The 24,285-nt window shown below is 72.7% G+C and carries 23 protein-coding genes; 15 read left to right on the top strand and 8 right to left on the bottom strand.

What is annotated here, in order from left to right:
• Positions 1–6 precede the first annotated feature (6 nt).
• From GA0070612_RS30045 to GA0070612_RS30015, 7 genes are all read right to left on the bottom strand, one after another.
• A complete protein-coding gene (locus tag GA0070612_RS30045; RefSeq protein WP_088990981.1) occupies positions 7–744 on the bottom strand; it encodes a hypothetical protein in 738 nt (245 codons plus the stop codon).
• 137 nt (positions 745–881) lie between these two features.
• The gene (locus GA0070612_RS30040) at positions 882–1,382 is read right to left on the bottom strand and encodes a nitroreductase/quinone reductase family protein (RefSeq protein ID WP_088990980.1); all 501 of its coding nucleotides are present in this window, start codon (positions 1,380–1,382) and stop codon (positions 882–884) included.
• Between the two features lie 68 nt (positions 1,383–1,450).
• Complete coding sequence (locus GA0070612_RS30035; protein ID WP_231924394.1) at positions 1,451–4,219, bottom strand: FtsX-like permease family protein; 2,769 nt, start codon at positions 4,217–4,219, stop codon at positions 1,451–1,453.
• Complete coding sequence (locus GA0070612_RS30030) at positions 4,216–4,950, bottom strand: ABC transporter ATP-binding protein (protein ID WP_088990978.1); 735 nt, start codon at positions 4,948–4,950, stop codon at positions 4,216–4,218. Before GA0070612_RS30030 ends, GA0070612_RS30035 begins: the two co-directional genes overlap by 4 nt.
• Positions 4,947–5,546 (bottom strand): PadR family transcriptional regulator, encoded by a 600-nt coding sequence (locus GA0070612_RS30025; RefSeq protein WP_088990977.1) that lies wholly within the window; start codon positions 5,544–5,546, stop codon positions 4,947–4,949. Before GA0070612_RS30025 ends, GA0070612_RS30030 begins: the two co-directional genes overlap by 4 nt.
• Positions 5,547–5,598: 52 nt before the next feature.
• On the bottom strand, positions 5,599–6,036 hold the full coding sequence (locus tag GA0070612_RS30020; RefSeq protein ID WP_088990976.1) for a ferritin-like domain-containing protein: 438 nt from the start codon (positions 6,034–6,036) through the stop codon (positions 5,599–5,601).
• A complete protein-coding gene (locus GA0070612_RS30015; RefSeq protein WP_231924729.1) occupies positions 6,033–6,560 on the bottom strand; it encodes a hypothetical protein in 528 nt (175 codons plus the stop codon). Before GA0070612_RS30015 ends, GA0070612_RS30020 begins: the two co-directional genes overlap by 4 nt.
• Positions 6,561–6,715: 155 nt before the next feature.
• Between GA0070612_RS30015 and rimP the strand changes: the two genes are divergently transcribed.
• The 10 genes from rimP to GA0070612_RS29965 all read left to right on the top strand — a co-directional run bounded on the left by rimP (position 6,716) and on the right by GA0070612_RS29965 (position 16,675).
• Positions 6,716–7,405, top strand: a complete 690-nt coding sequence (gene rimP, locus GA0070612_RS30010) for a ribosome maturation factor RimP (protein WP_088990974.1) — start codon at positions 6,716–6,718, stop codon at positions 7,403–7,405.
• Positions 7,402–8,445, top strand: a complete 1,044-nt coding sequence (gene nusA, locus GA0070612_RS30005) for a transcription termination factor NusA (RefSeq protein WP_088990973.1) — start codon at positions 7,402–7,404, stop codon at positions 8,443–8,445. The genes rimP and nusA overlap by 4 nt, the downstream gene beginning before the upstream one ends.
• A 16-nt stretch (positions 8,446–8,461) precedes the next feature.
• The gene (locus GA0070612_RS30000) at positions 8,462–8,794 is read left to right on the top strand and encodes a YlxR family protein (RefSeq protein WP_088990972.1); all 333 of its coding nucleotides are present in this window, start codon (positions 8,462–8,464) and stop codon (positions 8,792–8,794) included.
• Between the two features lie 93 nt (positions 8,795–8,887).
• On the top strand, positions 8,888–11,905 hold the full coding sequence (infB, locus tag GA0070612_RS29995; protein WP_088990971.1) for a translation initiation factor IF-2: 3,018 nt from the start codon (positions 8,888–8,890) through the stop codon (positions 11,903–11,905).
• 90 nt (positions 11,906–11,995) lie between these two features.
• Positions 11,996–12,292, top strand: a complete 297-nt coding sequence (locus tag GA0070612_RS29990; RefSeq protein ID WP_088990970.1) for a DUF503 domain-containing protein — start codon at positions 11,996–11,998, stop codon at positions 12,290–12,292.
• Positions 12,293–12,418: 126 nt separating this feature from the next.
• Positions 12,419–12,901 (top strand): 30S ribosome-binding factor RbfA, encoded by a 483-nt coding sequence (gene rbfA / locus GA0070612_RS29985; RefSeq protein WP_088990969.1) that lies wholly within the window; start codon positions 12,419–12,421, stop codon positions 12,899–12,901.
• A complete protein-coding gene (locus GA0070612_RS29980) occupies positions 12,898–13,956 on the top strand; it encodes a DHH family phosphoesterase (RefSeq protein ID WP_231924393.1) in 1,059 nt (352 codons plus the stop codon). The genes rbfA and GA0070612_RS29980 overlap by 4 nt, the downstream gene beginning before the upstream one ends.
• A 101-nt stretch (positions 13,957–14,057) precedes the next feature.
• A complete protein-coding gene (locus GA0070612_RS29975; RefSeq protein WP_088990968.1) occupies positions 14,058–14,465 on the top strand; it encodes a hypothetical protein in 408 nt (135 codons plus the stop codon).
• The gene (locus GA0070612_RS29970; RefSeq protein WP_197699506.1) at positions 14,465–14,674 is read left to right on the top strand and encodes a DUF6186 family protein; all 210 of its coding nucleotides are present in this window, start codon (positions 14,465–14,467) and stop codon (positions 14,672–14,674) included. Before GA0070612_RS29975 ends, GA0070612_RS29970 begins: the two co-directional genes overlap by 1 nt.
• A 678-nt stretch (positions 14,675–15,352) precedes the next feature.
• The gene (locus GA0070612_RS29965; RefSeq protein ID WP_088990966.1) at positions 15,353–16,675 is read left to right on the top strand and encodes an MATE family efflux transporter; all 1,323 of its coding nucleotides are present in this window, start codon (positions 15,353–15,355) and stop codon (positions 16,673–16,675) included.
• 11 nt (positions 16,676–16,686) lie between these two features.
• Here the strand turns inward: GA0070612_RS29965 and GA0070612_RS29960 are convergent, their stop codons facing one another.
• The gene (locus GA0070612_RS29960) at positions 16,687–17,700 is read right to left on the bottom strand and encodes a hypothetical protein (RefSeq protein ID WP_088990965.1); all 1,014 of its coding nucleotides are present in this window, start codon (positions 17,698–17,700) and stop codon (positions 16,687–16,689) included.
• A 163-nt stretch (positions 17,701–17,863) separates the two neighbouring features.
• On the opposite strand from GA0070612_RS29960, the gene truB reads away from it, so the two are divergent.
• The 5 genes from truB (at position 17,864) to GA0070612_RS29935 (ending at position 24,249) form a co-directional block, all read left to right on the top strand.
• Positions 17,864–18,748, top strand: coding sequence for a tRNA pseudouridine(55) synthase TruB (truB, locus tag GA0070612_RS29955; RefSeq protein ID WP_088990964.1), 885 nt, complete (start codon positions 17,864–17,866; stop codon positions 18,746–18,748).
• A gap of 56 nt (positions 18,749–18,804) precedes the next feature.
• On the top strand, positions 18,805–19,734 hold the full coding sequence (locus GA0070612_RS29950) for a bifunctional riboflavin kinase/FAD synthetase (RefSeq protein ID WP_088990963.1): 930 nt from the start codon (positions 18,805–18,807) through the stop codon (positions 19,732–19,734).
• A gap of 189 nt (positions 19,735–19,923) precedes the next feature.
• A complete protein-coding gene (gene rpsO, locus GA0070612_RS29945) occupies positions 19,924–20,193 on the top strand; it encodes a 30S ribosomal protein S15 (RefSeq protein WP_030337594.1) in 270 nt (89 codons plus the stop codon).
• Between the two features lie 229 nt (positions 20,194–20,422).
• The gene (locus GA0070612_RS29940; protein WP_088990962.1) at positions 20,423–22,804 is read left to right on the top strand and encodes a polyribonucleotide nucleotidyltransferase; all 2,382 of its coding nucleotides are present in this window, start codon (positions 20,423–20,425) and stop codon (positions 22,802–22,804) included.
• Between the two features lie 47 nt (positions 22,805–22,851).
• Positions 22,852–24,249, top strand: a complete 1,398-nt coding sequence (locus GA0070612_RS29935) for a M16 family metallopeptidase (protein WP_088991861.1) — start codon at positions 22,852–22,854, stop codon at positions 24,247–24,249.
• Positions 24,250–24,285: the final 36 nt, after the last annotated feature.

The raw sequence follows: 24,285 nt of genomic DNA, 5'->3' as shown, positions 1-24,285 counted from the left end.
CGTCGGTCAGCCCGTGAGCAGGTCGTCGATCGTTCCGTCGACCGCTCGACCACGGGCGGCCAACTCCTCGGCCTGCCGGGCCAGCACCGCACCCACCTCGGTCATGTCCGCTCCGGCCAACCCGGTGCGCCGAACCGCGTCTCCCGGGTCCCGGAAGTAGGTGCGGCTGAGCAGACCCGTCACCGTGGCTGCCGCCAGCCGGGCCTCACCGAGCATCAGCAGGGCCTGGTCGGTCTCGTACCACTCGGCGAGCCGGGCCGCCCGGGCGTGCGCCGCGCTGCCCCGATACCAGGCCTGCCGGGCTGCGGTGCTGAACTCCGCCGGTCGAGCCCGGGCCAACCGGCCCAGATGCTCGTCGCGCAGCGTCCGCAACCAACCCGTCGGGTCGTGCAACGCCTGCGTGGTGACGTACCGGTGGGCGGTCAGCGGCCACAGGGGAGAGACCACCCGGGCCTGCGCCAGATAGTCCTCCGCGCCGGCCACGGTCAGATCGACGAGCACCCCGTCCACCCGACGGGTTGCCGGCGGTGGGCCGGCCCCGGACCGGTAGGTGACCACCAACATCCCCGCCTCGCGGTCGCCACCGCCGTCGTCGTCACCGTGCGCCAGGGGCCCGTGGACGGCGACCGCGAGCACGTCGGCCGGGAAGCGCCGCCGGACCGCCTCGGCGACCCGCTCCGCGACCGCCCAGCGGCCATCGTCGAGACCCCGATCGACACCGGTCTGCCCGCTGCTCGCGCTCACGGGGTCACCTCACCTTCCCGAGATCCGCGCAAGATCAGGGCTCTTGGTGTCTCCCGCGGGTTGAGGGCAGCACCATCCGGGACGTTGCTCGGATCGTGCGGCGTGCGGCGTATCGGCTCGCTTACTGCCGGTGAAGTCTAGCCAGCCGGCGGGCGAGCGGCGGGCTCGCCGCGCCCGGTCGGCACCAGCCGGAAGATGTGGATCTCCCGACCGCCGGCCCGCTGGACGTACGTGCGGTAGGCGGGCCACGCGGCGACCAGCAACTGCCACAACCGGTCCCGCTCGGCGCCGGACGCCAGGTCGGCGCGTACCGGGATCCGTCGACCCTTCACGTCCACCGTGGCGGCTGGGTCGGCGAGCACGTTCATCGCCCAGCCGGGGTGGTGCGTCTGCCCCCAGTTGGAGCCGATCACCACGTAGGCGTCGTCGTCCCGCACGTACAGCAGCGGGTTGCTGCGGGGCTTGCCGGAGCGGCGGCCGGTCGTGGTGATCACCAGGGACGGCATCAGGCCGAGCGCGACCACCCGGCCCCGGGTGAGCCGACCGATCACCCGGTCGGCGGGAACCAGCAGACGGGCGGTGGCGCCGAACCACCGGTAGTGACCAACTCGGCGAGTGAGATTTCCCAGCACTGACACGCGGATCAGTGTGCCGGTTGCCCGGCCCGCGCGGCACCCCCCGCACGCGCCCGATCGCGGACCGGCGGTCAGTCCAGTCGCCGCTCGATCGGCAGCCGGGCGCGGGTGAACAGACCGGCCCCGAGCATCGCCACCACCGGGACCAGCACGAGCACCCCGAGCGTGGGCCACGGCACCAGGATCGGGTACGGGTCGGGTACCGGCCAGGCGTTGGCGTACTGCCGGTTGACCGAGAACAGCACGATCGCCGCGGTGCCCAGCCCGGCCACGATGCCGAGCACCGAACCGAGCCCGGCGATGACCCCGGCCTGGCAGATCGCCAGCAACCGGCGTAACGCCGGTGCCGCGCCGACGGCCGCCAGGGTGGTCAGTTCGGCGCGTCCCTCGGCGGCGGCGAGCGCCGTGGCGATACCGGCCGCCCCCACCGTGATGAGGCCGGCCGCCGCCGCGATCAGTAGGAGCAGCGGCGAGACGTCCCGGGGCGCGGAACCCTGCTCCACGTTGAGCGAGAACGTGCCGAACGAGCGCAGGGCGGCGCTGAACCGTGCCTGCTGCTCCTCGTCGGGCGGGGTGGTGGTGCCGACCACCCAGCCGGACGATGACCAGCTCAGGCCGAGGTGTCGGGCCGCGCCGGTGGACAGCAGCAGACGGGGGTAGCCGACCGCCCGGGGCAGCGCGTACCCCGGGAGGTCACGGACCTGGTTCAGCGGGTCCGGCCCGGTGTCCATCCGGCTGACGCGTACGGTCACCAGACCGTCGTGCAGGTAGCGCGGGTCGGTCACCACCACCCCGCCGGCGCGCAGGACCGCCGAGGCCGCCGCCGTCGTCGTGGCGTCGGCGCCGGTGAGGAGTGGTAGCGCGCTGCCGTCGTCCACCTCGGGTTGCAGGTAGCCCTCGGAGGGGTCCGCCGCGCAGCGTGGGTCGGACCGAGCCTGCTGGCGGTGCGACGCGGGCAGGTCGTCGCCGATCTGCCAGGGGCAGGCCCGGCTCGCGGGGAGCACCGGCGCGATGTCGCAGTAGCCGGTGCCCGCCGCGTCGCAGTCCGGGGCGTGGACGGTGGCCACCGCGCCGACCCCCAACTGGGCCCGGGCCGCGTCGGCGACCTGGGCCAGTGTGGGCTGCTGACCCGACCCGTTCTGGTAGACCAGCATGTGACCGGTCGGCAGCATCGGCTGATAGGCGCGTGCGTCGCGGACGCCGTCGCTGGTCAGGTACCCACCGAGCGCGACGCTGCTGGCGACCGCGGCCATCACGGCGCAGATGGCCGGCACCGCCGACGCCCGGTTACGGCTGGCGTCGCGCACCGCGATCCGTGGTGCCAACGGCAACAGCCGGCCGAGGCGGGCGAGCGCCCCGATCAACGTGGGCGTGCAGGCCACCAGCCCCAACTCACCGAGGATCAGACCGGTGAGGATCACCGCCGGGGAGGTCCGGCTGGACCCGTACGCCGCCAGCCCCGCCCCGCCCACGACCAGCGCCAGGCCGACGACCAACCACCGGGCCGGGGACACCGGTGGGGTACGTCGCCCGGCGAGCCCGGCGCTGACATCCTGCCGGGCGGCCGCCCACGCGGGTGCCGACGCGGCGAGCACACCGGCCAGCACCGCCACCGCGCCGAGCAGCACCAGGGCGGCGGGCCAGCAGCGGTAACCGCCGAAACGGACGCCGAAGACGTACTCCTCCATCAGCGGGCGCCCGGCGAACGCCGCGCCGACGCCGACGACCAGGCCGGCGGCGGCGCCCAGCACCCCGAGCACCACGCCGTCGGCCAGCACGACCCGGCGCAGTTGGGCGGCGTCCCCACCGGCCACCGCGACCAGCGCCAGATCCCGCCGTCGGCGCCGGACGCCGACGGCGAAGGCCGGCCCGACCAGCAGGACGACCTCCAGCAGCCCGAGGCCGGCGATCAGGACGCCGGTGCTCAGGTCGTTGGCGTCGGTCGCCCCGGTCAACCCGAACCACGTCCGGTTCGTCCCGCCCCCCGCGCCGGTCGAGTGCCGGGCGGTGACCACCACCCCGCGCTCGTTCAGCCGGGACACCAGCGCCGCGTCGACGGTCCCGGGTACGTCCGCCAACCAGACGCTGTCCGGCTCCGGACCGGTCCTCGGTACGGCTCCCGGGTGCAGCGCCACGACCGGACCGAGGTCGTCGGGGAACTCGACCAGCCCCACCACCGTGTACGCCCTGCTCTCGTCGGCGACCGTGACGGCGTCACCGAGGCGCAGGTCCAGGCGGCGCAGTGCCGCCTGGCTGACCGCTACCTCGCCGGGCTGCTGCGGTGCCCGGCCGGCCACGAACCGCACCAGCCCGCGGGCCAGCGGGTCACCGAGGTCCAGCACCCGACCGGCCACGTCCTCGTCACGGTTCGGGCCGCGCAGGGTCAGTGGGGCGTGCGGGCGTACCTCGGTGACCCTGCTGCCCGGCCCCAGCAGCGCGGTCATCTGGGCCGCGGTGGCCCTCCCCGGTGCCGTGCCGTTGGTCGTGCTCCAGCCCTCACCCCACTCGTCCTGTTCGATCGGGCCGTTGGCGACCCACTGCAACTCCGCGTCGGCGACACCGAGCCGACGGTCGACACGTTCCTGCGGGGTCAGCTCGGCCATGTCGTAGTTCGCCGCGAGGAAGGCCAGCGCGGCCACCGGCAGGGCGATCATCGCGAGCACCAGGGCCGTTCGACCCCGGGCGCGGCGGGACTCGCGCCGCGCGATCCGCAGCGCGGTCCGCCAGGAGCCGGTCAGCTCGGCGATCCGCCGCCGGCCGACGAGGACGGGTGGCCGGACCGGCGACGCCGGCACGGGGTCGGCCGCACCAGAGGGCTGCCGCGGACGGCGGATCGTCACCGCTCGCTACCGGACAGCAGTTGCTCGACGCTGCCCAGCGGTGCCGTCGTGTCGACGAGCACGCCGTCGCGGAGGAACACCACCCGGTCCGCCCAGCCGGCGTGTCGTGCCTCGTGGGTGACCAGCACCCCGGCGGCGCCCGCGTCGATCCGGCGGCGCAGCAGGTGCAGCACCGCCTCGCCGGTCTGCGAGTCGAGTGCGCCGGTGGGCTCGTCGGCGAGTACCAGCCGCCGCTCACCCACCAGCGCGCGGGCGATGGCCACCCGCTGCTGCTGCCCGCCGGAGAGCTGGTCGGGGAAGCGGTCGCCCAGCCCGGGTAGGCCCACCTCGGTGAGCGCGGCCCGGGCCAGCGCGCGGGCGCGGCGTCCGCTGGTGCCGTCGAGCTCCAGCGGAAGGGCCACATTCTCCAGCGCGGTCAGACTGCCCAGCAGATTGAGCTGCTGGAAGATGTAGCCGATCCGGCGTCGACGCAGTTGGGCCAGCCCGCGACGGTCCAGGGCCCCGAGCGGTTGCCCCTCGACCCGGACCTCGCCGCCGGTCGGACGGTCCAGCCCTCCGGCCAGCGCCAGCAGCGTCGACTTGCCGGATCCGGACGGTCCCATCACCGCGACCAGTTCGCCGGGCCGGACGGCCAGGCTGACGCCGCGCAGCGCGTGCACCGCCGCCGGTCCGGTGCCGTGGGTGCGGTGGACGTCGCGGAGCTCCAGCACCGCGTCGTCCGCCCCGCTCACCGTCGCGCCTCCTCGCCGGCCCAGCTCGCCGCGTCCCGCGCGTCATCGTTTCCCGGTCGGGGAACGGGCGGCGGGCCGGGGGGTCGGTGGCGCACCAGACTGGTCTCGCAGTGGTCCAGCCAGCGCACCTCCGCCTCGGCCTGGAACACCATGGAGTCCAGGACGAGGCGCCAGGGGAGGTCCTCCGGCCGGTTGCTGCCGTACTTCAGCCGGGTCAGCTCCTGCAGGGCACGCATCGTCGCGCTGCGCTGGGCCTGCACCACCGAGCGGACGTCCACCCCCGGGGTGGTCAGCGCCAACGCCAGCTTGATGGCCAACTCGTCGCGGGGTCGGTCGGTGCGGCTGATCGGGGTGGCGAACCACAGCGCCAGGTCCGCCCGGCCGGCATCGGTGATCTCGTACGGGCGCTGCCCGGCCTCGCTCTCCGGCAGCGGGCGCACCAGACCGTCCCGTTCCAGCCGGGACAGCGTGGTGTAGACCTGCCCGATGTTCAACGGCCAGGTCGAGCCGGTCGACTCCTCGAACGCGGCGCGCAGCTGGTAGCCGTACATCTGGCCGCGTTCGAGCAGGGCGAGCAACCCGTGACGGATGGACATGGCAACGGAGTATGCATACCTGGTATGCGCTCCGCAACCGGAGCGGGACTGTTCAGGCTGGTCGACCGGGAAACGGGACGGTCAGCGGGGTCAGCCCGGCCGTCTTGCGCCACCGGGTGGCGCGAACGGCGTACTCCACCAGGGCGGCCAGCGCCTGGTCCCGGTCGGCGCCGGTGGTGGACGCCAACGCCGCGCGCCAGTGCGCGGCCGTGCGTTCCTCCACCTCGGCGGCGAGCCGCAGGGCGCTCGCCCGGTCGGTGACCGGGAACGGCAGCGCGTAGCCGGCCCGGTCCGGTGGTACGACGCCGCCAGCGGTGGTGAGCTGCACCACCACTGTGTCGCGCCGACGTCGATGCGCGGCCTCGGCCTGCTGTGCCGCCTCCCGCGCCGCGCCGGTGAGCCGGACACCGATCCGCCCGTAGGCGTAGATGGCCGCGTACTCGGCGGACAGGGCGGCGGCGAGAGCCTCCCCGGCGGACGGCTGCCTCACTTCAGTGCCTCCTGGTGGGTGGCGCGGGCGGCGACGATCGACCCGAGCAGTGCGGCCCGCTCGGCGGGCGCCGCGGCGCAGGCGGTGGACGCCGACTGTTGGGCGGTCTTCTCCAGGGCGCGCAGCGCGGCGAGCGCGCCGGCCGGGTCGGCCGCCGGAGCGGTGGTCGGGGCGGTGGCCGCCGCCGAGGGCAGGGCGACGCCGATCACCCGGGCCAGCTCGGTGGCGTGGGCGGTGTGCGCCTCGCCGATCGGGCCGAGGCGGCCGGCCAGGTCGGGGTGCGCGGCGGCGCTGCTCCGGTACGCCTCGGCCAGCGCGAGCGCCTCGTCCACCATCGGGCGCAGCGGGTCCGGTGGCGGCGCCGGCTTGTCGTCACGGTCGAAAAGATCACAGCCGGTCAGCGGCGCGGCGGTGCCACCGAGCACCAGCAGCGCCCCACCACGCAGGAGCTTTCGCCGGGAATGCCCGGATGCCTGGTTGCGCTGTGTCGTTCTGCCGATCCCCACCGGGCAAGTCAACACCATGGCGGCCCGTCCAGCGGTCACCGGCGTCGGTGCGCCGCTCGGCCCGCCGCCGGGCAGGCGCGTTACGCTCTGCGCAGCCACCGGCGTGTCCGCTCCGGTGGCGTGCCGGCATGGCGGGAAGACCCACCACCGTCGACCAGGGAAAGGGTGCGGAGATGACGCAGCGTGGCCGTGCCACCAGGCCGACCGGTCGACCCCGCGTTGCCGCGGGTCCCCGCGGTGGTGACCTCGCCGGGCGGCGTGCCCGGTTGCGAGCCGTGATCGAACCCGTCGTCAACGACGCCGGCTACGACCTGGAGGACCTGTCGGTCTCCCGGGCCGGTCGTCGGCACGTGGTGCGGGTGATGGTGGACGCCGACGGCGGGATCGACCTGGACGCCGTCGCGGACGTCTCCCGGGCGGTCTCGGCCGCGCTGGACGCCGCGGAGGAGACCGGTGGCGACATCGTGGCCGGGGAATACCAGCTCGAGGTCAGTTCGCCGGGCGTCGACCGACCGCTCACCCTGCCCCGGCACTGGCGGCGCAACGTGAGCCGACTCGTCAAGGTCACCGTCCGGGGCGCGACAGCGCTGCCCGGGCAGCGCGGCGAGCAGCCCGCCGGCGACCGCCAGCTGACCGGCCGGGTGGTCGCGGCCGACGACGAGGGCGTGCAGCTGGAGACCGAGGACGGCCGGACCTCCTGGGCGTACGACCAGCTGGGCCCGGGGCGCGTGCAGGTCGAGTTCACCCGCCTGGCCGAACTCGGTGAGCCGGACGACGAGTTCGACGACGCGGACGATTCCGACGAGATCGACGATTCAGACGACATCGACGACGAAGATGATGTGGAGGACGAGGAGAGGTGAACATCGACCTCGCGGCGCTGCGCGCACTCGAGCGCGAGCGGGAGATCCCGTTCGACACGATTCTCGCGGCGATCGAGACCGCGTTGCTGACCGCCTATCGGCACACCGACGGCGCCGAGCCGCACGCCCGGGTGGAGATCGACCGCAGGTCCGGCGCGGCCCTGGTGTACGCGCAGGAGATGGACTCCGACGGCAGCCTGGTGCGGGAGTGGGACGACACCCCGCACGACTTCGGCCGGATCGCCGCCATGACCGCCAAGCAGGTGATCCTCCAGCGTCTGCGGGAGGCCACCGACGAGGTGCACTTCGGTGAGTACGTGGGCCGCGAGGGTGACCTGGTCACCGGTGTGGTGCAGGCGCACGAGACGCGTACCGAGAAGGGCATCGTCAGCGTCGACCTGGGCAAGCTGGAGGGCGTCCTGCCGCAGTCCGAGCAGGTGCCCGGCGAGCGGTACGCCCACGGTGAGCGGGTCCGCTGCGTCGTGGTGCACGTGGCCAAGGGCATGCGCGGGCCGCAGATCACCCTGTCCCGGTCGCACCCGGCGTTGGTCAAGAAGCTGTTCGCGCTGGAGGTTCCGGAGATCGCCGACGGCACTGTCGAGATCGGCGCTATCGCCCGTGAGGCAGGTCACCGTACGAAGATCGCCGTGCGCTCCACGACCCCCGGTGTCAACGCCAAGGGTGCCTGCATCGGGCCGATGGGCCAGCGGGTGCGCGCCGTGATGAGCGAGTTGCACGGCGAGAAGATCGACATTATTGACTGGTCGGACGACCCGGCCACCTTCGTCGGTAACGCGCTGTCGCCGGCCAAGGCGCTGCGGGTCGAGGTGGTCGACCTGGCCGGTCGCGCCGCCCGGGTGACGGTTCCCGACTTCCAGCTTTCGCTCGCCATCGGCCGGGAGGGGCAGAATGCCCGTCTCGCGGCCCGTCTGACCGGTTGGCGGATCGACATCCGCTCCGATGCGGAGCAGAGCGCCCCGGTCGCGCGTGAGGGAGCCGATCACGTGCGGGAGCCGGGCGGCGCGATCTCCGGCGGCTAGGGGTAGACTTCTTCCAGTGGTACGACGCGCGCAGCCGGAGCGCACCTGTGTGGGTTGCCGGCGACGTGCGCCGGCCAGCGAATTGCTGCGGATAGTCGCGGTCAGGGACGAGGCTGGTCACAGCCTCCGGCCTGATCCGCTTCGCAGGCTGCCGGGTCGGGGAGCGAACATGCACCCGGATCCGGCCTGCTTCGCGCTGGCGGTGCGGCGCCGCGCCTTCGGGCGTGCGCTGCGCATCACCGAGGTCCTCGACCACGGTGTGCTGGCGGAGCACGTCGATGCGCCAACCACTACGTCCGGTCAACCCGACCGGGCGAGGGTCGCTAGCAGGGTAGGACGACCGACATGAGCACACGATGAAGTCCCTGAAATGACCAGGCTTCAAGTGCACGAGTGAGGTCGCTGCGGGTGCTGCCCGCACGACCTCGGAGTGAGGAGTGCAGTGGCAGGCAAGGCCCGCGTACACGAGCTTGCAAAAGAGCTCGGGGTCGAGAGTAAGACCGTTCTCGCCAAGCTGAAGGAAATGGGCGAGTTCGTGAAGTCCGCGTCGAGCACCGTCGAGGCGCCCGTCGCCCGGCGGCTGCGTAACGCATTCGTCGCGTCCGCCGGTGCTCCGGCAGCGGCTGCCCCGTCGGCGCCCGCGTCGACGCCGGCTTCCAACCCGACCCCGACGACGTCCCCGACCCCGGGCGCGCCCCGGGTCTCGGCCAAGCCGATGCCGCCTCGGCGGCCGGCCGCGCCGGTGCCCGGCCCGAAGCCGAAGGGTCCGGTGCCCGCTGCGCCGCAGCCCGCGGCCCCGGTCGCCAAGCCGGCGAGCGCCCACGACATCGAGGTGGCGGCCGCGGAGGCGCGTGCCGCCGCGCTGAAGGCTGAGCAGGAGGCCGCGGTCAAGGCCGCGCAGGCCGCCCGCCAGCAGCAGCGGGAGAACCCGGTTCGCCGGGAGCCTCCGGCGGACGGCGCCAACCGCCCCGGCCCTCGGCCGGGTCCGGCCGCGATGCCGCCCCGTCCCGGTTCGCCGGCAGCTCGCCCGAGCGCGCCTGCTCCGGGTCCGGGTGCCCGACCGGGTGGTCGCCCGCCGGCGCGCGGCGCCGGTAACAACCCGTTCGGCATCCAGGGTGGCCAGCAGCAGCGGCCCCCGGCCGCTGGCGCGGGTGGTCCCCGGCCCAACACCCCGGCGGGTATGCCGCCGCGGCCGAGCCCGAACTCGATGCCGCCGCGGCCCAGCCCGGCTTCCATGCCGAGTCAGCGTCCGGCCGCCGGTCGTCCCGGTCCCGGTGGCGCTGGTCGTCCCGGTGGCGGCGCCGGTCGTCCCGGTGGCGGTGGCGGCGGTTTCCGTGGCGGTCCCGGCGGTGGCGCCGGTGGCGGCGGCGGTTACCGCGGCGGTCCCGGTGGTGGCGGTGGCGCCGGTGGTGGCGGTGGCTACCGTGGCGGTCCCGGTGGCGGTGGCGGTGCCCCCGGCGGCGGTTTCCGTCCGGGTGGTCCGGCCGGTGGCGGCGGTCGTCCGGGTGCGGGCGGTCGTGGCCGTGGCGGCGGCGCCGCGGGTGCCTTCGGGCGTCCGGGTGGTCGGCCGACGCGCGGTCGCAAGTCCAAGAAGCAGCGCAGACAGGAGTTCGACAACCTGTCGGCTCCGACCATGAGCTCGGGTGCTCCCCGGGGTCAGGGTCAGGTCGTCCGGCTGTCCCGCGGCGCCTCGCTGTCCGACTTCGCGGACAAGATCAACGCCAACCCTGGTTCGCTGGTCCAGGAGATGTTCAACCTGGGCGAGATGGTCACCGCGACCCAGTCCTGCTCTGACGACACCCTGCAGTTGCTGGGTGAGCACCTGGGCTTCGACATCCAGATCGTCAGCCCGGAGGACGAGGACCGCGAGCTGCTCGCGCAGTTCAACATCGACCTCGACGCGGAGGTGGCCGAGGAGCGTCTGGTCAGCCGTGCGCCGGTGGTGACCGTCATGGGTCACGTCGACCACGGTAAGACCAAGCTGCTCGACGCGATCCGCAAGGCGAACGTCGTGGCCGGTGAGGCGGGTGGCATCACCCAGCACATCGGTGCGTACCAGGTGCACGTTCCGCACGAGGGTGTGGACCGCGCGGTGACCTTCATCGACACCCCGGGTCACGAGGCGTTCACCGCCATGCGTGCCCGTGGTGCCCAGGTGACGGACATCGTGATCCTGGTCGTCGCGGCCGACGACGGCGTGATGCCGCAGACCATCGAGGCGTTGAACCACGCCAAGGCGGCCGACGTGCCGATCGTGGTCGCGGTCAACAAGGTCGACAAGCCGGACGCCAACCCGGACAAGGTCCGCCAGCAGCTGACCGAGTACGGCCTGGTCGCCGAGGAGTACGGCGGCGAGACCATGTTCGTCAACGTGGCCGCCAAGCCGGGCATCGGCATCGAGGAGCTGCTCGAGGCCGTCCTGCTGACCGCCGACGCGTCGCTGGAGCTGACCGCTCCGATCGACGGGCCGGCGCAGGGTGTGGCCATCGAGGCGCACCTGGACAAGGGTCGCGGTGCGGTGGCGACGGTGCTGGTGCAGAAGGGCACCCTGCGGGCGGGCGACTCGATCGTCGCCGGTGGGGCGCACGGCCGGGTCCGGGCCATGCTCGACGAGAACGGCAACCAGCTCTCCGAGGCTGGTCCGGCGCGTCCGGTCATGGTTCTGGGTCTGACCGCGCCGCCCGGCGCGGGCGACACGTTCCTCGCGGCGGCGGACGACCGCACCGTGCGGCAGATCGCCGAGCAGCGGCAGGCGCGGCGGCGGGCGGCGGCATTCGCCAACTCCCGTGGTCGGGCCACCCTCGAGACGCTCATGGAGCAGCTCAAGGAGGGCGAGAAGACCTCGCTCAACCTCATCCTCAAGGGCGATGTCTCCGGTTCGGTGGAGGCCCTGGAGGACGCGCTGTTCAACCTCGACATCCCCGAGGAGGTCCAGCTCAAGGTCCTCGACCGGGGCGTCGGCGCGATCACCGAGAGCAACGTCATGCTCGCGAGCGCGTCGTCCGAGCCGGTCACGATCATCGGCTTCAACGTGCGGGCCTCCAACAAGGTCCGTGAGATGGCCGACCGCGAGGGCGTGGAGATCCGGTACTACACCGTCATCTACCAGGCCATCGAGGAGATCGAGGCAGCGCTCAAGGGCCTGCTCAAGCCGGAGTACGAGGAGGCCGAGCTGGGCACCGCGGAGATCCGCGACGTGTTCCGCTCGTCCAAGATCGGCAACATCTCCGGTTGCATCGTCCGGTCGGGCATCATCCGGCGCAACGCGAAGGCTCGACTGCTTCGGGACGGGACGGTCGTGGCGGACAACCTCACGATCACCTCGCTCAAGCGGTTCAAGGACGACGCCACCGAGGTCCGCGAGGGCTTCGAGTGCGGTCTGACCCTGGGTGGTTACAACAACGTCCAGGTCGGCGACGTCATCGAGACCTTCGAGATGCGGGAGAAGGTTCGCGCCTGATCCGGCAGTGACACGCTGATCAAGGGGTTTACGCCGTACGGCGTAAACCCCTTGATCATGCGGGGCGGGTTGGCGGTATCGTCCGGGGCGATGTTCACCGGAACCGCGGTCTTCGACCTGCTGCTGCCGGGCGACTCCCGGTCGCTCAAAGCCAAGAGATCATATGTACGGCCGATCGTGGCGGCGCTGCGTCGCTTCGACGTGTCGGCCGCCGAGGTGGGAGCGCTCGACCTGCACGGTCGGGCGCAGATTGCGGTGGCCGTGGTGGCCGCCGAGACAGGGCACGTCCGCGAGGTGCTCGACTCCTGTGAGCGCCTGGTGGCCGCCCGTCCCGAGGTCGAGCTGCTGTCGGTGCGACGCCGGCTGTACGGCGTGGACGACGACTGACCACGGTGCGGGCTGTGCCGGGCGACCGGTACGGCCGCGAAGGTAGTGTTCGAGATGTTGGCCGGTCGGCCGGCGGCCTCCGGGTCGCCGGGCCGATCGGGAGCAGGACGCCGTGGAGGTGGCGAGATGTCTGATCCGGCCAAGGTACGCCGGCACGCCGAGCGGGTGCGTGAGCTGGTCGCGTCGGTGGTGCGGAGCCAGATCAAGGACCCGCGGCTCGGGATGATCACCATCACCGACGCCCGGATCACCGCGGACCTGCGCGACGCGACGGTCTTCTACACGGTGCTCGGCGACTCGGTGGCCCAGGCGGACACCGCAGCCGCCCTGGAGAGCGCCAAGGGGATGCTGCGCAGCACGGTCGGCAAGGCGCTCGGGCTGCGGCACTCGCCGACCCTGACGTTCGTCCTCGACGACGTACAGGACCAGGTCAAGCACATCGACGACCTGCTCGCCGCCGCTCGTAACGCCGACGCCGAGGTGCAGCGGCTCGCCGCCCAGGCGAAGTACGCGGGCGAGGCCCAGCCGTACCGGGTGGAGGACGAGGACGACGAGTCGGACGAGGCCGCCGACGTCCCGGAGACCCCGCGGGGTGGGGAAACGCGGTGACCAGCGCCACCAGCGCCCCGCTGGCCGGGGCGGCCGGGGTTGTCCCCACCGAGGCGGACTGGGCTGCGGCCGAGGCGTTGCTGCGGGATCTTCCGGTGGGCGCCCGGGTGCTGTTGATCTGTCACGTCAACCCGGACGGCGACGCGCTGGGCAGCATGCTCGGCTTCGCTCTGGGCCTGCGGCAGTTCGGCGTCCGCGAGGTGCAGGCGACCTTCCCCGGGCCGCCGGAGGTGCCGGAGCCGTTGCACGGGCTGCCCGGGCTCGAACTGCTGGTCCCGGCCGACGCGGCGGACCCGGCACCCGATCTGGTGATCTGTTTCGACGCGGCGAGTGAGTCGCGCCTCGGCGAGTTGGCCGGGCGTCTGTCGTCGGCGGGTGCGGCGCTGGTGCTCGACCACCATGCCTCGAACCCGGGCTTCGGCACTGTCAACCTTGTCGATCCGGGTGCTGCAGCGACGTCGGTGGTGGCCGAGCGGCTGCTGGCCCGGCTCGGGGTCGTGGTCGATCGGGAGATCGCCGAGTGCTTCTACGTGGCCCTGACGACCGACACCGGTTCGTTCCGGTTCGCGGCGACCACCCCGGCGGTGCACGAGATGGCTGCCCGGTTGCTGGCCACCGGCATCTCGCCGGGCGACATCTCGCGGCGGGTCTTCGACACCCGACCCTTCGGTGCGGTCCGTCTCTTCGGTGAGGTGCTCGGTCGGGCGCGGTTGGAGCCGACCGCCGCCGCTGGCCGCGGGTTCGTCTGGACCTTCGCCACGCTGGACGACCTGGCCCGACACGACCAGCGGCCGTACGTGCTGGAGGCGTTGATCGACTCGGTGCGCTGCACCGCCGAGGCGGACGTGGGCTGTGTGTTGAAGCAGACCACGTCGGGCGAGTGGGCGGTGTCGATGCGCAGCAAGGGCGCTGTGGACGTCAGCCGGGTCGCGGTCGCGCTGGGCGGTGGTGGTCACACGTTCGCGGCCGGTTTCACCGGTCGGGGCACCGTCGAGCAGGTGGTCGAGTCGATCCGTGACCACCTGGACGCGGCGCTGATTCAGCCGACCAGCTGACACGGCGTTCACCGTCATCGATCCGCTGATCTCGAAGATCAGGGTCAGCTCCGGGGAGTGTCGGTCTTCCCGCGCTCCGTGAGACCGGGAAGAATTGCGGGATGGAGCAGCCGCACGACCTCACCGTGGAGGCCCCCCGCGCCTGGGACCGGCCCGCCGTCTCCGTTCCTGTCCTGGTCTGCCTGTCGCTGGTCGGTGGCCGGTTCGCCTCCTTCTCCACCGAGGCGAATCTCTTCACCCTCGGCACCGGTGGGGTGCTGATCTGGCTCGGTCTGAGCAACCGGGTGCCTCGGCGACCGGCGCCGCGCCGGCTGGGCGCGGGAGCGGCCTGGTGGGCGGTGCCGGTGGTGGTCTTCGGCGTCTTCGAGGGTGCGACCTTCGTGTTGGCCGCCGGTGATGACTTCCCCACCTTCTCCCGGCTCGCCGACCCTCTCCTGGAAGATCAGCTGACCCGTTCGGCGGCCTGGTTCGCCTGGCTGGCGGCCTTCTGGGGGCTGGTGCGGCGATGATGCGGGCGCTTGCGATCGGCGGCTTCCTGGCCGCGCTGGTGCTCTTCGCCGTGGTCGAGTGGCTGGCCCGGCGGGAGGGCTCCCGGATCCCCACCCTCGGCGAGGTCTGCGCGTACGTGATGCGCTACGAGGTCGGTCCGGTGCCGGTGGGCCGGATCGGTCTGTTCGGGTTCTGGTGGTGGCTGGGGTGGCACTTCCTGGCCCGTTGAGCCGGGTTGCCGACCGTCCAGATGGCGGGAACCGTGAGCAGCATATGGACCTGAACGATAACTTGGGAGAGGGCCGGCGCCGCGTGGCGGTGCAGGTCATGGGTGGTGGTGCCACACCTCGTGCCGCCTCCCTCCAGGGTCGGACCGACCCGGGCTCACGCTGCCCAGGCGGCTGCTCCGGTAACCCCGGACCGCCGTGGGGCGCTCAGCAGGACCGCCCGTGAGGGCTGCCGTGTCTCGGTGGCTCGTCTCCCTGGAAGGACCACCACCATGCCGAACAAGCCCAAGCCCGAGACCACCACCGACGACGCCCGCGAGCAGGCTCGCCGCGCGCTGCAGACGTCGATGGACACCCGCCAGTGACCCGACCGGGCCAGCGCTGACCCCTCTGGTCGGTGCGGTCGGGGAGGGGCCGACGCTTCCCGGTGCGCCTGTGGAGCTGAATCGTCTGCGACATCACGCCCGGGTTCTGTGGGGGGTCTTCCCGGCCGGTGTGAATCGTCTACGACATCAGCTCCAAAGCCTCTGACCAGAGAGGCCGACACCCTGACCGCCCGCCGGCGGGCACCGGGCGGTGGATCAACGACGACCGGGGGACACCCGCTGGAGGGGGCGCCGGCAAGGTAAGCGGTCGGCGGGATTGCGATCCTTACCTCGGTCGTGCCAGGATCGGCGGCGATGAGCCAGACCGTCACCACCGACCGATCCGTATCGCCGCGCCGGATCGCCAGCCTCGCCCTGCCGGCCCTCGTGGTGCTCGCCGCCGAGCCGCTCTACGTGCTCGTCGACACGGCGGTGGTCGGTCACCTCGGCCGGGTGCCGCTCGCCGCGCTCGCCGTCGGCGGCACGGTGATGACGCTCACCGCCTGGGTCGGCACCGTTGTCGCGTACGGCACCACCGGGCGCGCGGCCCGCCGCTTCGGCGCGGGAGACCGGGCTGCCGCTGTGGCCGAGGGCGTCCAGACGTCCTGGTTGGCGTTCGGTGTCGGTCTGCTGATCGCGATCGGCATGCAGTTCGGCGGAGCAGCGCTGGCGCGTACCCTCGCCGGAGGTGCCGGCGACGTCGCCGACGCCGCCGAACACTGGCTGCGCATCGCGGCCCTCGGCGCCCCCGGCCTGCTCCTCGCCGCAGCCGGCAACGGCTGGCTGCGCGGCGTGCAGGACACCCGCCGCCCGCTGTACTTCGTGCTCGGCCCCAACCTGCTCTCCGCGCTGCTCTGCCCGCTGCTGGTCTACCCCGGTGGGCTGGGCCTGGTCGGCTCGGCGGTGGCCAACGTCGTCGCGCAGACCCTCTGCGGTGCGCTCTTCGCCGCCGCGCTGGTCACCGAACGGGTGTCGCTGCGGCCCCGACCCCACGTGATCCGCCAGCAGTTGGTGCTCAGCCGGGACCTGCTGATCCGGGGGCTGGCGTTCCAGGCGAGCTTCCTCTCCGCGACCGCCGTCGCCGCCCGCTTCGGCGCCGCCGCCGTCGGCGCCCACCAGATCGCCCTGCAACTCTGGTTCTTCACCGCGCTGGTGCTCGACGCCCTCGCCGTCGCCGCGCAGTCGCTGGTGGGTGCCGCGCTCGGTGCCGGCGACGACGCGGGCGCGCGGGCGCTCGCCCGCCGGATCGGGCTGCTCGGCGGAATCTGCGGCGTCGGCTTCGCGCTGTTCGTCGCCGCCGGCGCCGGCGTGGTGCCGACGTGGTTCAGCTCCGACCCGGGGGTACGCGAGCAGGCCATGATCGCGTGGCCGTGGTTCGTCGTGATGCTGCCGCTGGCCGGGGTGGTGTTCGCCCTCGACGGCGTGCTGATCGGCGCGGGCGACGTGCGTTACCTGCGCAACCTCACCATCGTGGCGGCGCTCGGTGGCTTCCTTCCCGCCATCTGGCTGGCGTACGCCCTCGACCTCGGGCTGGGCGGCATCTGGGCCGGGCTCACGGTGTTCGTGGTGATCCGGCTGGTCGCACTGCTGCTGCGCCTGCGCAACGGCAGGTGGGCGGTGGTCGGCGCGGTCCGCTGACCACCGCCGGATCAGCAGCGGGTGGTGGTCGGCGCGGGCGCGTCGATGTCGAAGATCGTGCCCGGGTCGCCGGCCGGGATCCGGTCCCGGTGCACGTCGGCCACCCAGAACTGCTCCTGCACCCAGCCGTCACGGAGCTGCGCGCAGTCCGCGTTCCAGGTCACCGCCTCGGCCGAGGTGATCCAGAGCCCCCGAGCGGTGGCCGGCACGTCGTCCGGGTGCGGCACCTGCCACACCACCCGGTCGCGCAACGCCACCACGCTGGCGCCGGCGGGTGCCCGCAGGTCCACGTCGAACGGGTACGCCCAGACGAACTCGGTGGAGACCTCCAGCACCCGCACACCGTTCTCCTCGATGGCCCGGTAACTGACCCGACCGTCGGCCCGGACGCCCGGCTCCCAGTCCGACGGCGACGCCATCCTGGTCGCGTACCGCAGGAAGCTGTTGCCGGTGAAGTCCGACCTGAGCTGCTCGCGGGCGTCCGGAGCGAGCACCTTGAGGAACGGCTCCGTGTCGCCCATGAACATCGACATGTCCAGTCGGCTCTCGATCAACCCCTTGCGTACCGACTCCAGCGCGGCCTGGACCTGGGCCGCGGTGAACGGCCCGGTGGCCTTGGCCGCCGGCATCCGCACGGCCTGCTCACCCGGGGCGAAGGAGGCCGCCGGTGAACCGGCGAACAGGTCGCGCGGCTCACCCACCCTGCTGACCGGCGGGGTGGCGCTCGCGGTCGGGGTCGCCGGGGTCCCCGCGCGGACGCCGTCGGCTACCCAGTCGACCATCACCAGGCCGCCGCCGACCATCAGGAGGGCCAGCACGAACCCGATGCCCAGCAGCAGCGCACCGTTGTGTCGGGCGGAGAAGAACCGCACCCGGTCCCAGCCGGTGGGCTGGTGCTCGGTCTGCGCTGAGCTCATCCACTCCGGTAGCCGTACCGGGTTGACCTCCGCGACCGCGACCGGCGGCGGGGGAGGCGGGTCGGTCGGATTCGTCGGTGCGGGCTCGTTCGGCGTCGTTTCTGTCATCTCTCGTCCCCCGTCAGCGCTCGCCGCTGTTCGTCAGCGCGAGCAGATAGTAGGTGCCGGCGGCAAGGCGGTCCCGCAGGGCGCGGGTCGTCGACGGAGGCTCGGGTCACGCCGGGCGGCCCACACACTCCGGCGAGCGCGCCGTCTGGCAGGCTTGGCCGACGTGAGCACCGATGGTCTGATCGTCGTCGACAAGCCCGGCGGCATGACGTCGCACGACGTGGTGGCGCGGATCCGCCGGCTGGCCAGGACCCGACGCGTCGGCCACGGCGGCACCCTCGACCCGATGGCCACCGGTGTGCTGGTGATCGGTGTGGGCCGGGCCACCCGCCTGCTGACCTACGTGATCGGCGCGGGCAAGAGCTACACCGGCACCATCCGGCTCGGCCAGGCCACCGTCACCGACGACGCCGAGGGCGACGTGATCGCCAGCACGCCGGCCGGTCATCTCACCGACGACGCGATCCGGGCGGCGTTGGCCCCACTGCGCGGTGAGGTCGACCAGGTGCCGAGCGCGGTCAGCGCCATCAAGATCAACGGTCAGCGCGCGTACAAGCGGGTGCGCGAGGGGGAGAGCGTCGAACTGCCGTCGCGGCGGGTCACCATCTCCCGCCTGGAGGTGCTGGCGATCCGCCGTACCGAAGCGGACCTGGTGGACGTGGACGTGGACGTCACCTGCTCCTCCGGCACGTACATCAGGGCCATCGCCCGGGACGCGGGCCTCGCGCTCGGTGTCGGCGGGCACCTGACCGCGCTGCGCCGGACCGCGGTGGGGGGCTTCACCCTCGCCGAGGCGGCCACCCTCGACGACCTGGAGCAGCGTGCCCCGGAGGTGGTGAACCTGCCGCTGGACGCGGCAGCCGACCGCTTCTTCGCGCGTCGGGAGGCCACGCCCGAGGAGGCTCGGGTGCTCGCCCACGGTGGGCCGTTGGACCCGGCCGGCCTCACCGGGCCGTACGCCGTCTTCGGCCCCGCCGGCGGTCTGATCGCTATCGTCAGCGAGCGGGACGGGCGAGCCCGCGCGGAGATCGTGCTCGCCCCGGCCTGACGGCGGGGCGCAGGTCCGCCGGCCCTCAGCCGGCGGGACAGCAGGGGAGGAGCGGCATGCAGCGGTGGCGGGGGTACGACGCGGCGCCCGGCGGGTGGGGGCGTTCGGTCGTCACCATCGGCGTCTTCGACGGCGTGCACAAGGGGCACCAGGCGACCATCGGGCACGCCGTGACCCGAGCCCGGGAGTTGGGCGTGCAGTCGGTGGTGGTGACCTTCGACCCGCATCCGGCCGAGGTGGTCCGGCCCGGCTCGCACCCGGCGGTGCTCACCGAACCGGCCCGCAAGGCCGAGTTGATCGAGGCGCTCGGCGTGGACGTGCTCTGCGTGGTGCCGTTCACACCGGAGTTCTCCCGGCTGCCCGCCGAACAGTTCGTGCACGACGTCCTGGTCGAGCACCTGCACGCGGCGTTGGTGGTGGTCGGCGCCAACTTCCGCTTCGGGCACCGGGCGGCCGGCGACGTGGCACTGCTGGAGCAGCTGGGCCGTACCTTCGGCTTCGGCGTCGAGGGCGGCCCGCTGGTCGCCGAGGACGGCACCGTCTTCTCCTCCACGTACATCCGCTCCTGCGTCGACGCGGGTGACGTGGGCGCGGCCGCCGCCGCGCTGGGCCGCCCCCATCGCCTGGAGGGCGTGGTGGTCCGCGGCGACCAGCGCGGTCGGGAGCTGGGCTTCCCCACCGCCAACCTGCTGTGCCACAGGTACGCGGCGGTGCCCGCCGACGGGGTGTACGCGGCCCGACTGATCCGCCGCGGGCAACGTGAGCCCCTGATGGCGGCGGTGTCCGTGGGCACCAACCCGACCTTCTCCGGCCGGGAGCGGCGGGTCGAGGCGTACGCGCTCGACTTCTCCGGTGACCTGTACGGCGAGCGCCTGGCCCTGGACTTCGTGGCGCACCTGCGCGGCCAGGTCAGGTACGACTCGATCGAGCCGCTGATCGCCCAGATGGAGCAGGACGTCACCCGTACCCGGCACGCCCTGGCCTGATCGGCGGGTCCGGCGGCGGCCCTTGGCCGGGTGTTACCGGCGAGTGCTGGTAGTCTTGCCGGGACGTCGGGTGACCGGCGTGGGGCCTCGCGTGCCTGCTCGACGCCGCGGGTGCGAGGTACCGGTCCGTTCCCGGTCCATCGGGACGACGGACAACCTACTTGATCAACCCATCGAAACAGGGAGAACATGGCGCTCGACCAGGAAGCCAAGGCCAGCATCCGCGCGGAGTACGCGACCGCCGAGGGCGACACCGGTTCGCCGGAGGTCCAGGTCGCGGTCCTCACCAAGCGGATCGCCGAGCTGACCGAGCACCTGAAGGTGCACAAGCACGACCACCACAGCCGCCGTGGGCTGCTGCTGCTGGTCGGCCGTCGCCGTCGGCTGCTCAACTACGTCCAGAAGAAGGACATTGCCCGCTACCGGTCGCTCATCGAGCGGCTCGGCCTGCGCCGGTGACGTGACGGGGGAGTGACCGACCGGTCGCTCCCCCGTACCGCGTCCCCACCAGAAGAACCATGGGCCGCGCGACCACCCGAGAGGGAGCCGGTCAGCGTACCGGTCTCCGGTAGTGGCCCCCGGGAACCCCGGCATGATGCCGGCCACCCCGGGCGCTTCGATCGAAGACCGGCCGGCTGAGCAGCTCCCCGATGTCGTGGGCCCACGACGCGAAGGAGCACGACAGCACATGACCGAGACCAAACTCGGCACCGAATCCCGCACCGCCGTGATCGACAACGGGTCCTTCGGCACCCGTGAGATCACCTTCTCCACCGGCCGGCTGGCCCGCCAGGCCGCCGGTTCCGTCATCGCCCAGCTGGGCGAGACGGTCGTTCTCTCCGCCACGACCGCCGGTAAGCACCCGAAGGAGCAGTTCGACTTCTTCCCGCTGACCGTCGACGTCGAGGAGCGGATGTACGCCGCGGGCCGCATTCCCGGCTCGTTCTTCCGCCGTGAGGGTCGGCCCAGCGAGGACGCGATCCTCACCTGCCGGCTGATTGACCGGCCGCTGCGCCCGTCGTTCGTCAAGGGCCTGCGCAACGAGGTCCAGGTCGTCGAGACCGTCCTCGCGCTCGACCCGCAGCACCCGTACGACGTCGTGGCGATCAACGCCGCCTCGATGTCGACCAAGCTCTCCGGTCTGCCGTTCTCCGGCCCGATCGGCGCGACCCGCGTCGCCCACATCGACGGCCAGTGGGTCGCCTTCCCGACGCTGGAGGAGCTGGCCCGGGCCACGTTCGACATGGTCGTGGCCGGCCGCACGCTCGAGGACGGCGACGTCGCGATCATGATGGTGGAGGCCGAGGCCACGCCGAACGCCGTCGCCCTGATCTCGGCCGGTGCCACCGCCCCGACCGAGGAGATCGTCGCCAGCGGCCTGGAGGCCGCCAAGCCGGCGATCCGTGAGCTGTGCCGCGCGCAGAGCGAGCTGGCCGAGGTCGCCGCCAAGCCGGTCACCGAGTTCCCGGTGTTCCTGGACTACCAGGACGACGCGTACGACGCCGTCGCCGAGTTCGCCCGCGGCGACGTGGCCGAGGCCATCACCATCGCCGGCAAGGCCGACCGCGAGGAGGCCCTGGACCGGGTCAAGGCCCGGGTCGCCGAGGAGCTGGGCGCCCGGTTCGAGGGCCGGGAGAAGGAGCTGTCCGCCGCCTTCCGGTCGCTGACCAAGTCCGAGGTGCGCAACCGCGTGCTGCGCGAGCAGGTCCGCATGGACGGCCGCGGCCCGCGCGACATCCGGGCGCTGACCGCCGAGGTCGGCGTGCTGCCCCGGGTGCACGGTTCGGCGCTGTTCGAGCGGGGCGAGACCCAGATCCTGGGTGTCACCACGCTGAACATGCTCCGCATGGAGCAGATGGTGGACACGCTGTCCCCCGAGAACCGCAAGCGCTACATGCACAACTACAACTTCCCGCCGTACTCGACCGGTGAGACCGGCCGGGTCGGCTCGCCGAAGCGTCGCGAGATCGGCCACGGCGCTCTCGCCGAGCGCGCGCTGATCCCGGTGCTGCCGACGCGCGAGGAGTTCCCGTACGCCATCCGGCAGGTGTCCGAGGCCCTCGGCTCCAACGGCTCCACCTCGATGGGTTCGGTCTGCGCGTCGACGCTGGGCCTGCTCTCCGCGGGTGTCCCGCTGAAGGCGCCGGTCGCCGGCATCGCGATGGGTCTCATCTCCGACGAGGTGGACGGCAAGACCCAGTACGTGACGCTGACCGACATCCTCGGCGCCGAGGACGCGTTCGGTGACATGGACTTCAAGGTCGCCGGCACCCCGGACTTCGTCACCGCGCTCCAGCTCGACACCAAGCTCGACGGCATCCCGTCGGACGTGCTGGCCGCCGCGCTGCAGCAGGCGAACGAGGCCCGGCAGGTCATCCTCGGTGTGATGAAGGCGGCGATCGAGGCCCCGGCCGAGATGTCGGACTACGCCCCGCGCGTCACCACCGTCAAGATCCCGGTGGACAAGATCGGCATGGTGATCGGCCCGAAGGGTCAGACCATCAACGCGATCCAGGACGAGACCGGCGCCGAGATCTCCATCGAGGACGACGGCACGATCTACGTCGGTGCCACCAACGGCCCGTCGGCCCAGGCGGCCGTCGACCGGATCAACGGGATCGCCAACCCGACGCTGCCCAAGCAGGGCGAGCGGTTCCTCGGCACGGTGGTCAAGACCGCCGCGTTCGGTGCGTTCATCTCGCTGCTGCCGGGCCGCGACGGCCTGCTGCACATCTCCAAGGTGGGCGACGGCAAGCGGGTCGAGCGCGTCGAGGACTTCCTCAACGTCGGCGACCGGGTCGAGGTCGAGATCGCGGACATCGACGCCCGCGGCAAGATCTACCTGGACAAGGTCCGTCCGGAGGGCGCCGAGGCGCCGGCCGCCGGTGAGGCCGCCGGTGGCGACCGCCCCGCCGGTCGCGACCGTGGCGACCGGGCTCCGCGTGACCGCGGTGACCGCGAGCGTGGCGGCGACCGGGGCGGGCGTGGCCCGGAGCGCGGCGGCGAGGGCGGCGGCGGCGAGGGTGGCGAGGGCGGCGAGCGTCCGCGCCGCCGGACCCGGCACAGCTGACCAGTAGCACCTGCGACACCCACCCCTCGTTGAACCGGGAGCACCACGTGAGTCGGGCCTTCAGCGCGCCGTTTCCGCCGGATCGACGGGGGGTGGCTCCTTCTCGGGCCGCAGGGGTGGGTCGCTCCGGCGGCACCACCCGCGCGGTGACCCGGACGCTCAGCGACGACCCGCTGGGCGGCACGGTACGACGTACCGTGCTGCCCAGCGGCCTGCGCGTGCTCACCGAGGCGATTCCCGCGATGCGCAGCGTCTCGTTCGGCATCTGGGTGGCGGTCGGCTCCCGCGACGAGACCGGCCCGCAGGCCGGCGCCGCGCACTTCCTCGAACACCTGCTCTTCAAGGGCACCAACAAGCGCAACGCCCTGGAGATCTCCTCGCAGATCGAGGCGGTGGGCGGGGAGACCAACGCCTTCACCACGAAGGAATACACCTGTTACTACGCCCGCGTGCTGGACGAGGACCTGCCGTTGGCGATCGACGTGATGTGCGACCTGGTCGCCGACTCGCTGTTGGAACCGGCCGACGTCGAGACCGAACGTGGCGTGATCCTCGAAGAGATCGCCATGCACGACGACGAGCCCGGTGACGAGGTGCACGACCTCTTCGTCCAGGCGGTCTACGGCGACCACCCGCTGGGCCGGCTGATCTCCGGCACCGCGGAGACCGTCACGCCGATGACCCGGCGGCAGATCCAGAGCTTCTACCGGGGCCGCTACACCGCGCCGCAGATCGTCATCGCCGCCGCCGGCAACCTCGACCACGCCACAGTGGTCAAGCTGGTCCGCCAGGCGGTGCGCGGCACCCCTCTGGACAGCGACCCGGCCACCCCGGCGCCGCACCGCGCGGCGACCCCTGCGGTACGCACCAAGCCGGCGACCACCGTCGTGGAGCCGAAGGAGACCGAGCAGGCGCACGTCATCCTCGGCTGCCCCGGCATCGACCGCCTCGACGAGCGGCGCTTCGCTCTCGGGGTGCTCAACAACGTGCTCGGCGGCGGCATGTCCAGCCGCCTGTTCCAGGAGATCCGCGAACAGCGCGGCCTGGCGTACTCGGTCTACTCCTACGCGAGCCAGTACGCCGACACCGGCCTGTTCGCCGTCTACGCCGGCTGCGCGCCGGGCAAGGTGGACGAGGTGCTGGCGCTGACCCGCGCCGAGCTGGCCCGGGTCGCCGCCGCCGGGTTGACCGAGGCCGAGGTGGCCCGGGGCAAGGGGATGAGCAAGGGCTCGTTCGTGCTCGGCCTGGAGGACACCGGTTCCCGGATGAGTCGGCTGGCCAAGGGTGAGTTGCTCTACGGCGACCTGATGCCGGTCGACGAGCTGCTCCGGCGGGTCGACGAGGTGACCGTGGAGGACGTGAACGTCCTCGCCGCCGAGCTGCTCAGCCGACCGATGTCGCTTGCCGTCGTCGGCCCCTTCGGCGAGGGCGACTTCGCGGTCTGAGATCGGAGCCCCTTCGGCCTGGTCGTCCGGGGCGCG

Source organism: Micromonospora chokoriensis, from assembly GCF_900091505.1.
GTDB lineage: Bacteria > Actinomycetota > Actinomycetes > Mycobacteriales > Micromonosporaceae > Micromonospora > Micromonospora chokoriensis.
The sequence above is the reverse complement of the archived record's forward strand: the minus strand, read 5'-3'. Positions and strand labels throughout refer to the sequence as shown.

Excerpts from the sequence above, each read along its gene's own strand:
- rpsO (WP_030337594.1), top strand. The coding sequence starts at position 19,924 with ATGGCGCTCGACCAGGAAGCCAAGGCCAGCATCCGCGCGGAGTACGCG.
- GA0070612_RS29960 (WP_088990965.1), bottom strand. The coding sequence starts at position 17,700 with ATGACAGAAACGACGCCGAACGAGCCCGCACCGACGAATCCGACCGAC.
- GA0070612_RS29990 (WP_088990970.1), top strand. The coding sequence starts at position 11,996 with ATGTTCACCGGAACCGCGGTCTTCGACCTGCTGCTGCCGGGCGACTCC.
- GA0070612_RS30015 (WP_231924729.1), bottom strand. The coding sequence starts at position 6,560 with ATGGTGTTGACTTGCCCGGTGGGGATCGGCAGAACGACACAGCGCAAC.
- GA0070612_RS29940 (WP_088990962.1), top strand. The coding sequence starts at position 20,423 with ATGACCGAGACCAAACTCGGCACCGAATCCCGCACCGCCGTGATCGAC.
- GA0070612_RS29965 (WP_088990966.1), top strand. The coding sequence starts at position 15,353 with ATGAGCCAGACCGTCACCACCGACCGATCCGTATCGCCGCGCCGGATC.
- rimP (WP_088990974.1), top strand. The coding sequence starts at position 6,716 with ATGACGCAGCGTGGCCGTGCCACCAGGCCGACCGGTCGACCCCGCGTT.
- GA0070612_RS29970 (WP_197699506.1), top strand. The coding sequence starts at position 14,465 with ATGCGGGCGCTTGCGATCGGCGGCTTCCTGGCCGCGCTGGTGCTCTTC.
- GA0070612_RS29950 (WP_088990963.1), top strand. The coding sequence starts at position 18,805 with ATGCAGCGGTGGCGGGGGTACGACGCGGCGCCCGGCGGGTGGGGGCGT.
- GA0070612_RS30025 (WP_088990977.1), bottom strand. The coding sequence starts at position 5,546 with ATGTCCATCCGTCACGGGTTGCTCGCCCTGCTCGAACGCGGCCAGATG.
- GA0070612_RS29975 (WP_088990968.1), top strand. The coding sequence starts at position 14,058 with ATGGAGCAGCCGCACGACCTCACCGTGGAGGCCCCCCGCGCCTGGGAC.
- rbfA (WP_088990969.1), top strand. The coding sequence starts at position 12,419 with ATGTCTGATCCGGCCAAGGTACGCCGGCACGCCGAGCGGGTGCGTGAG.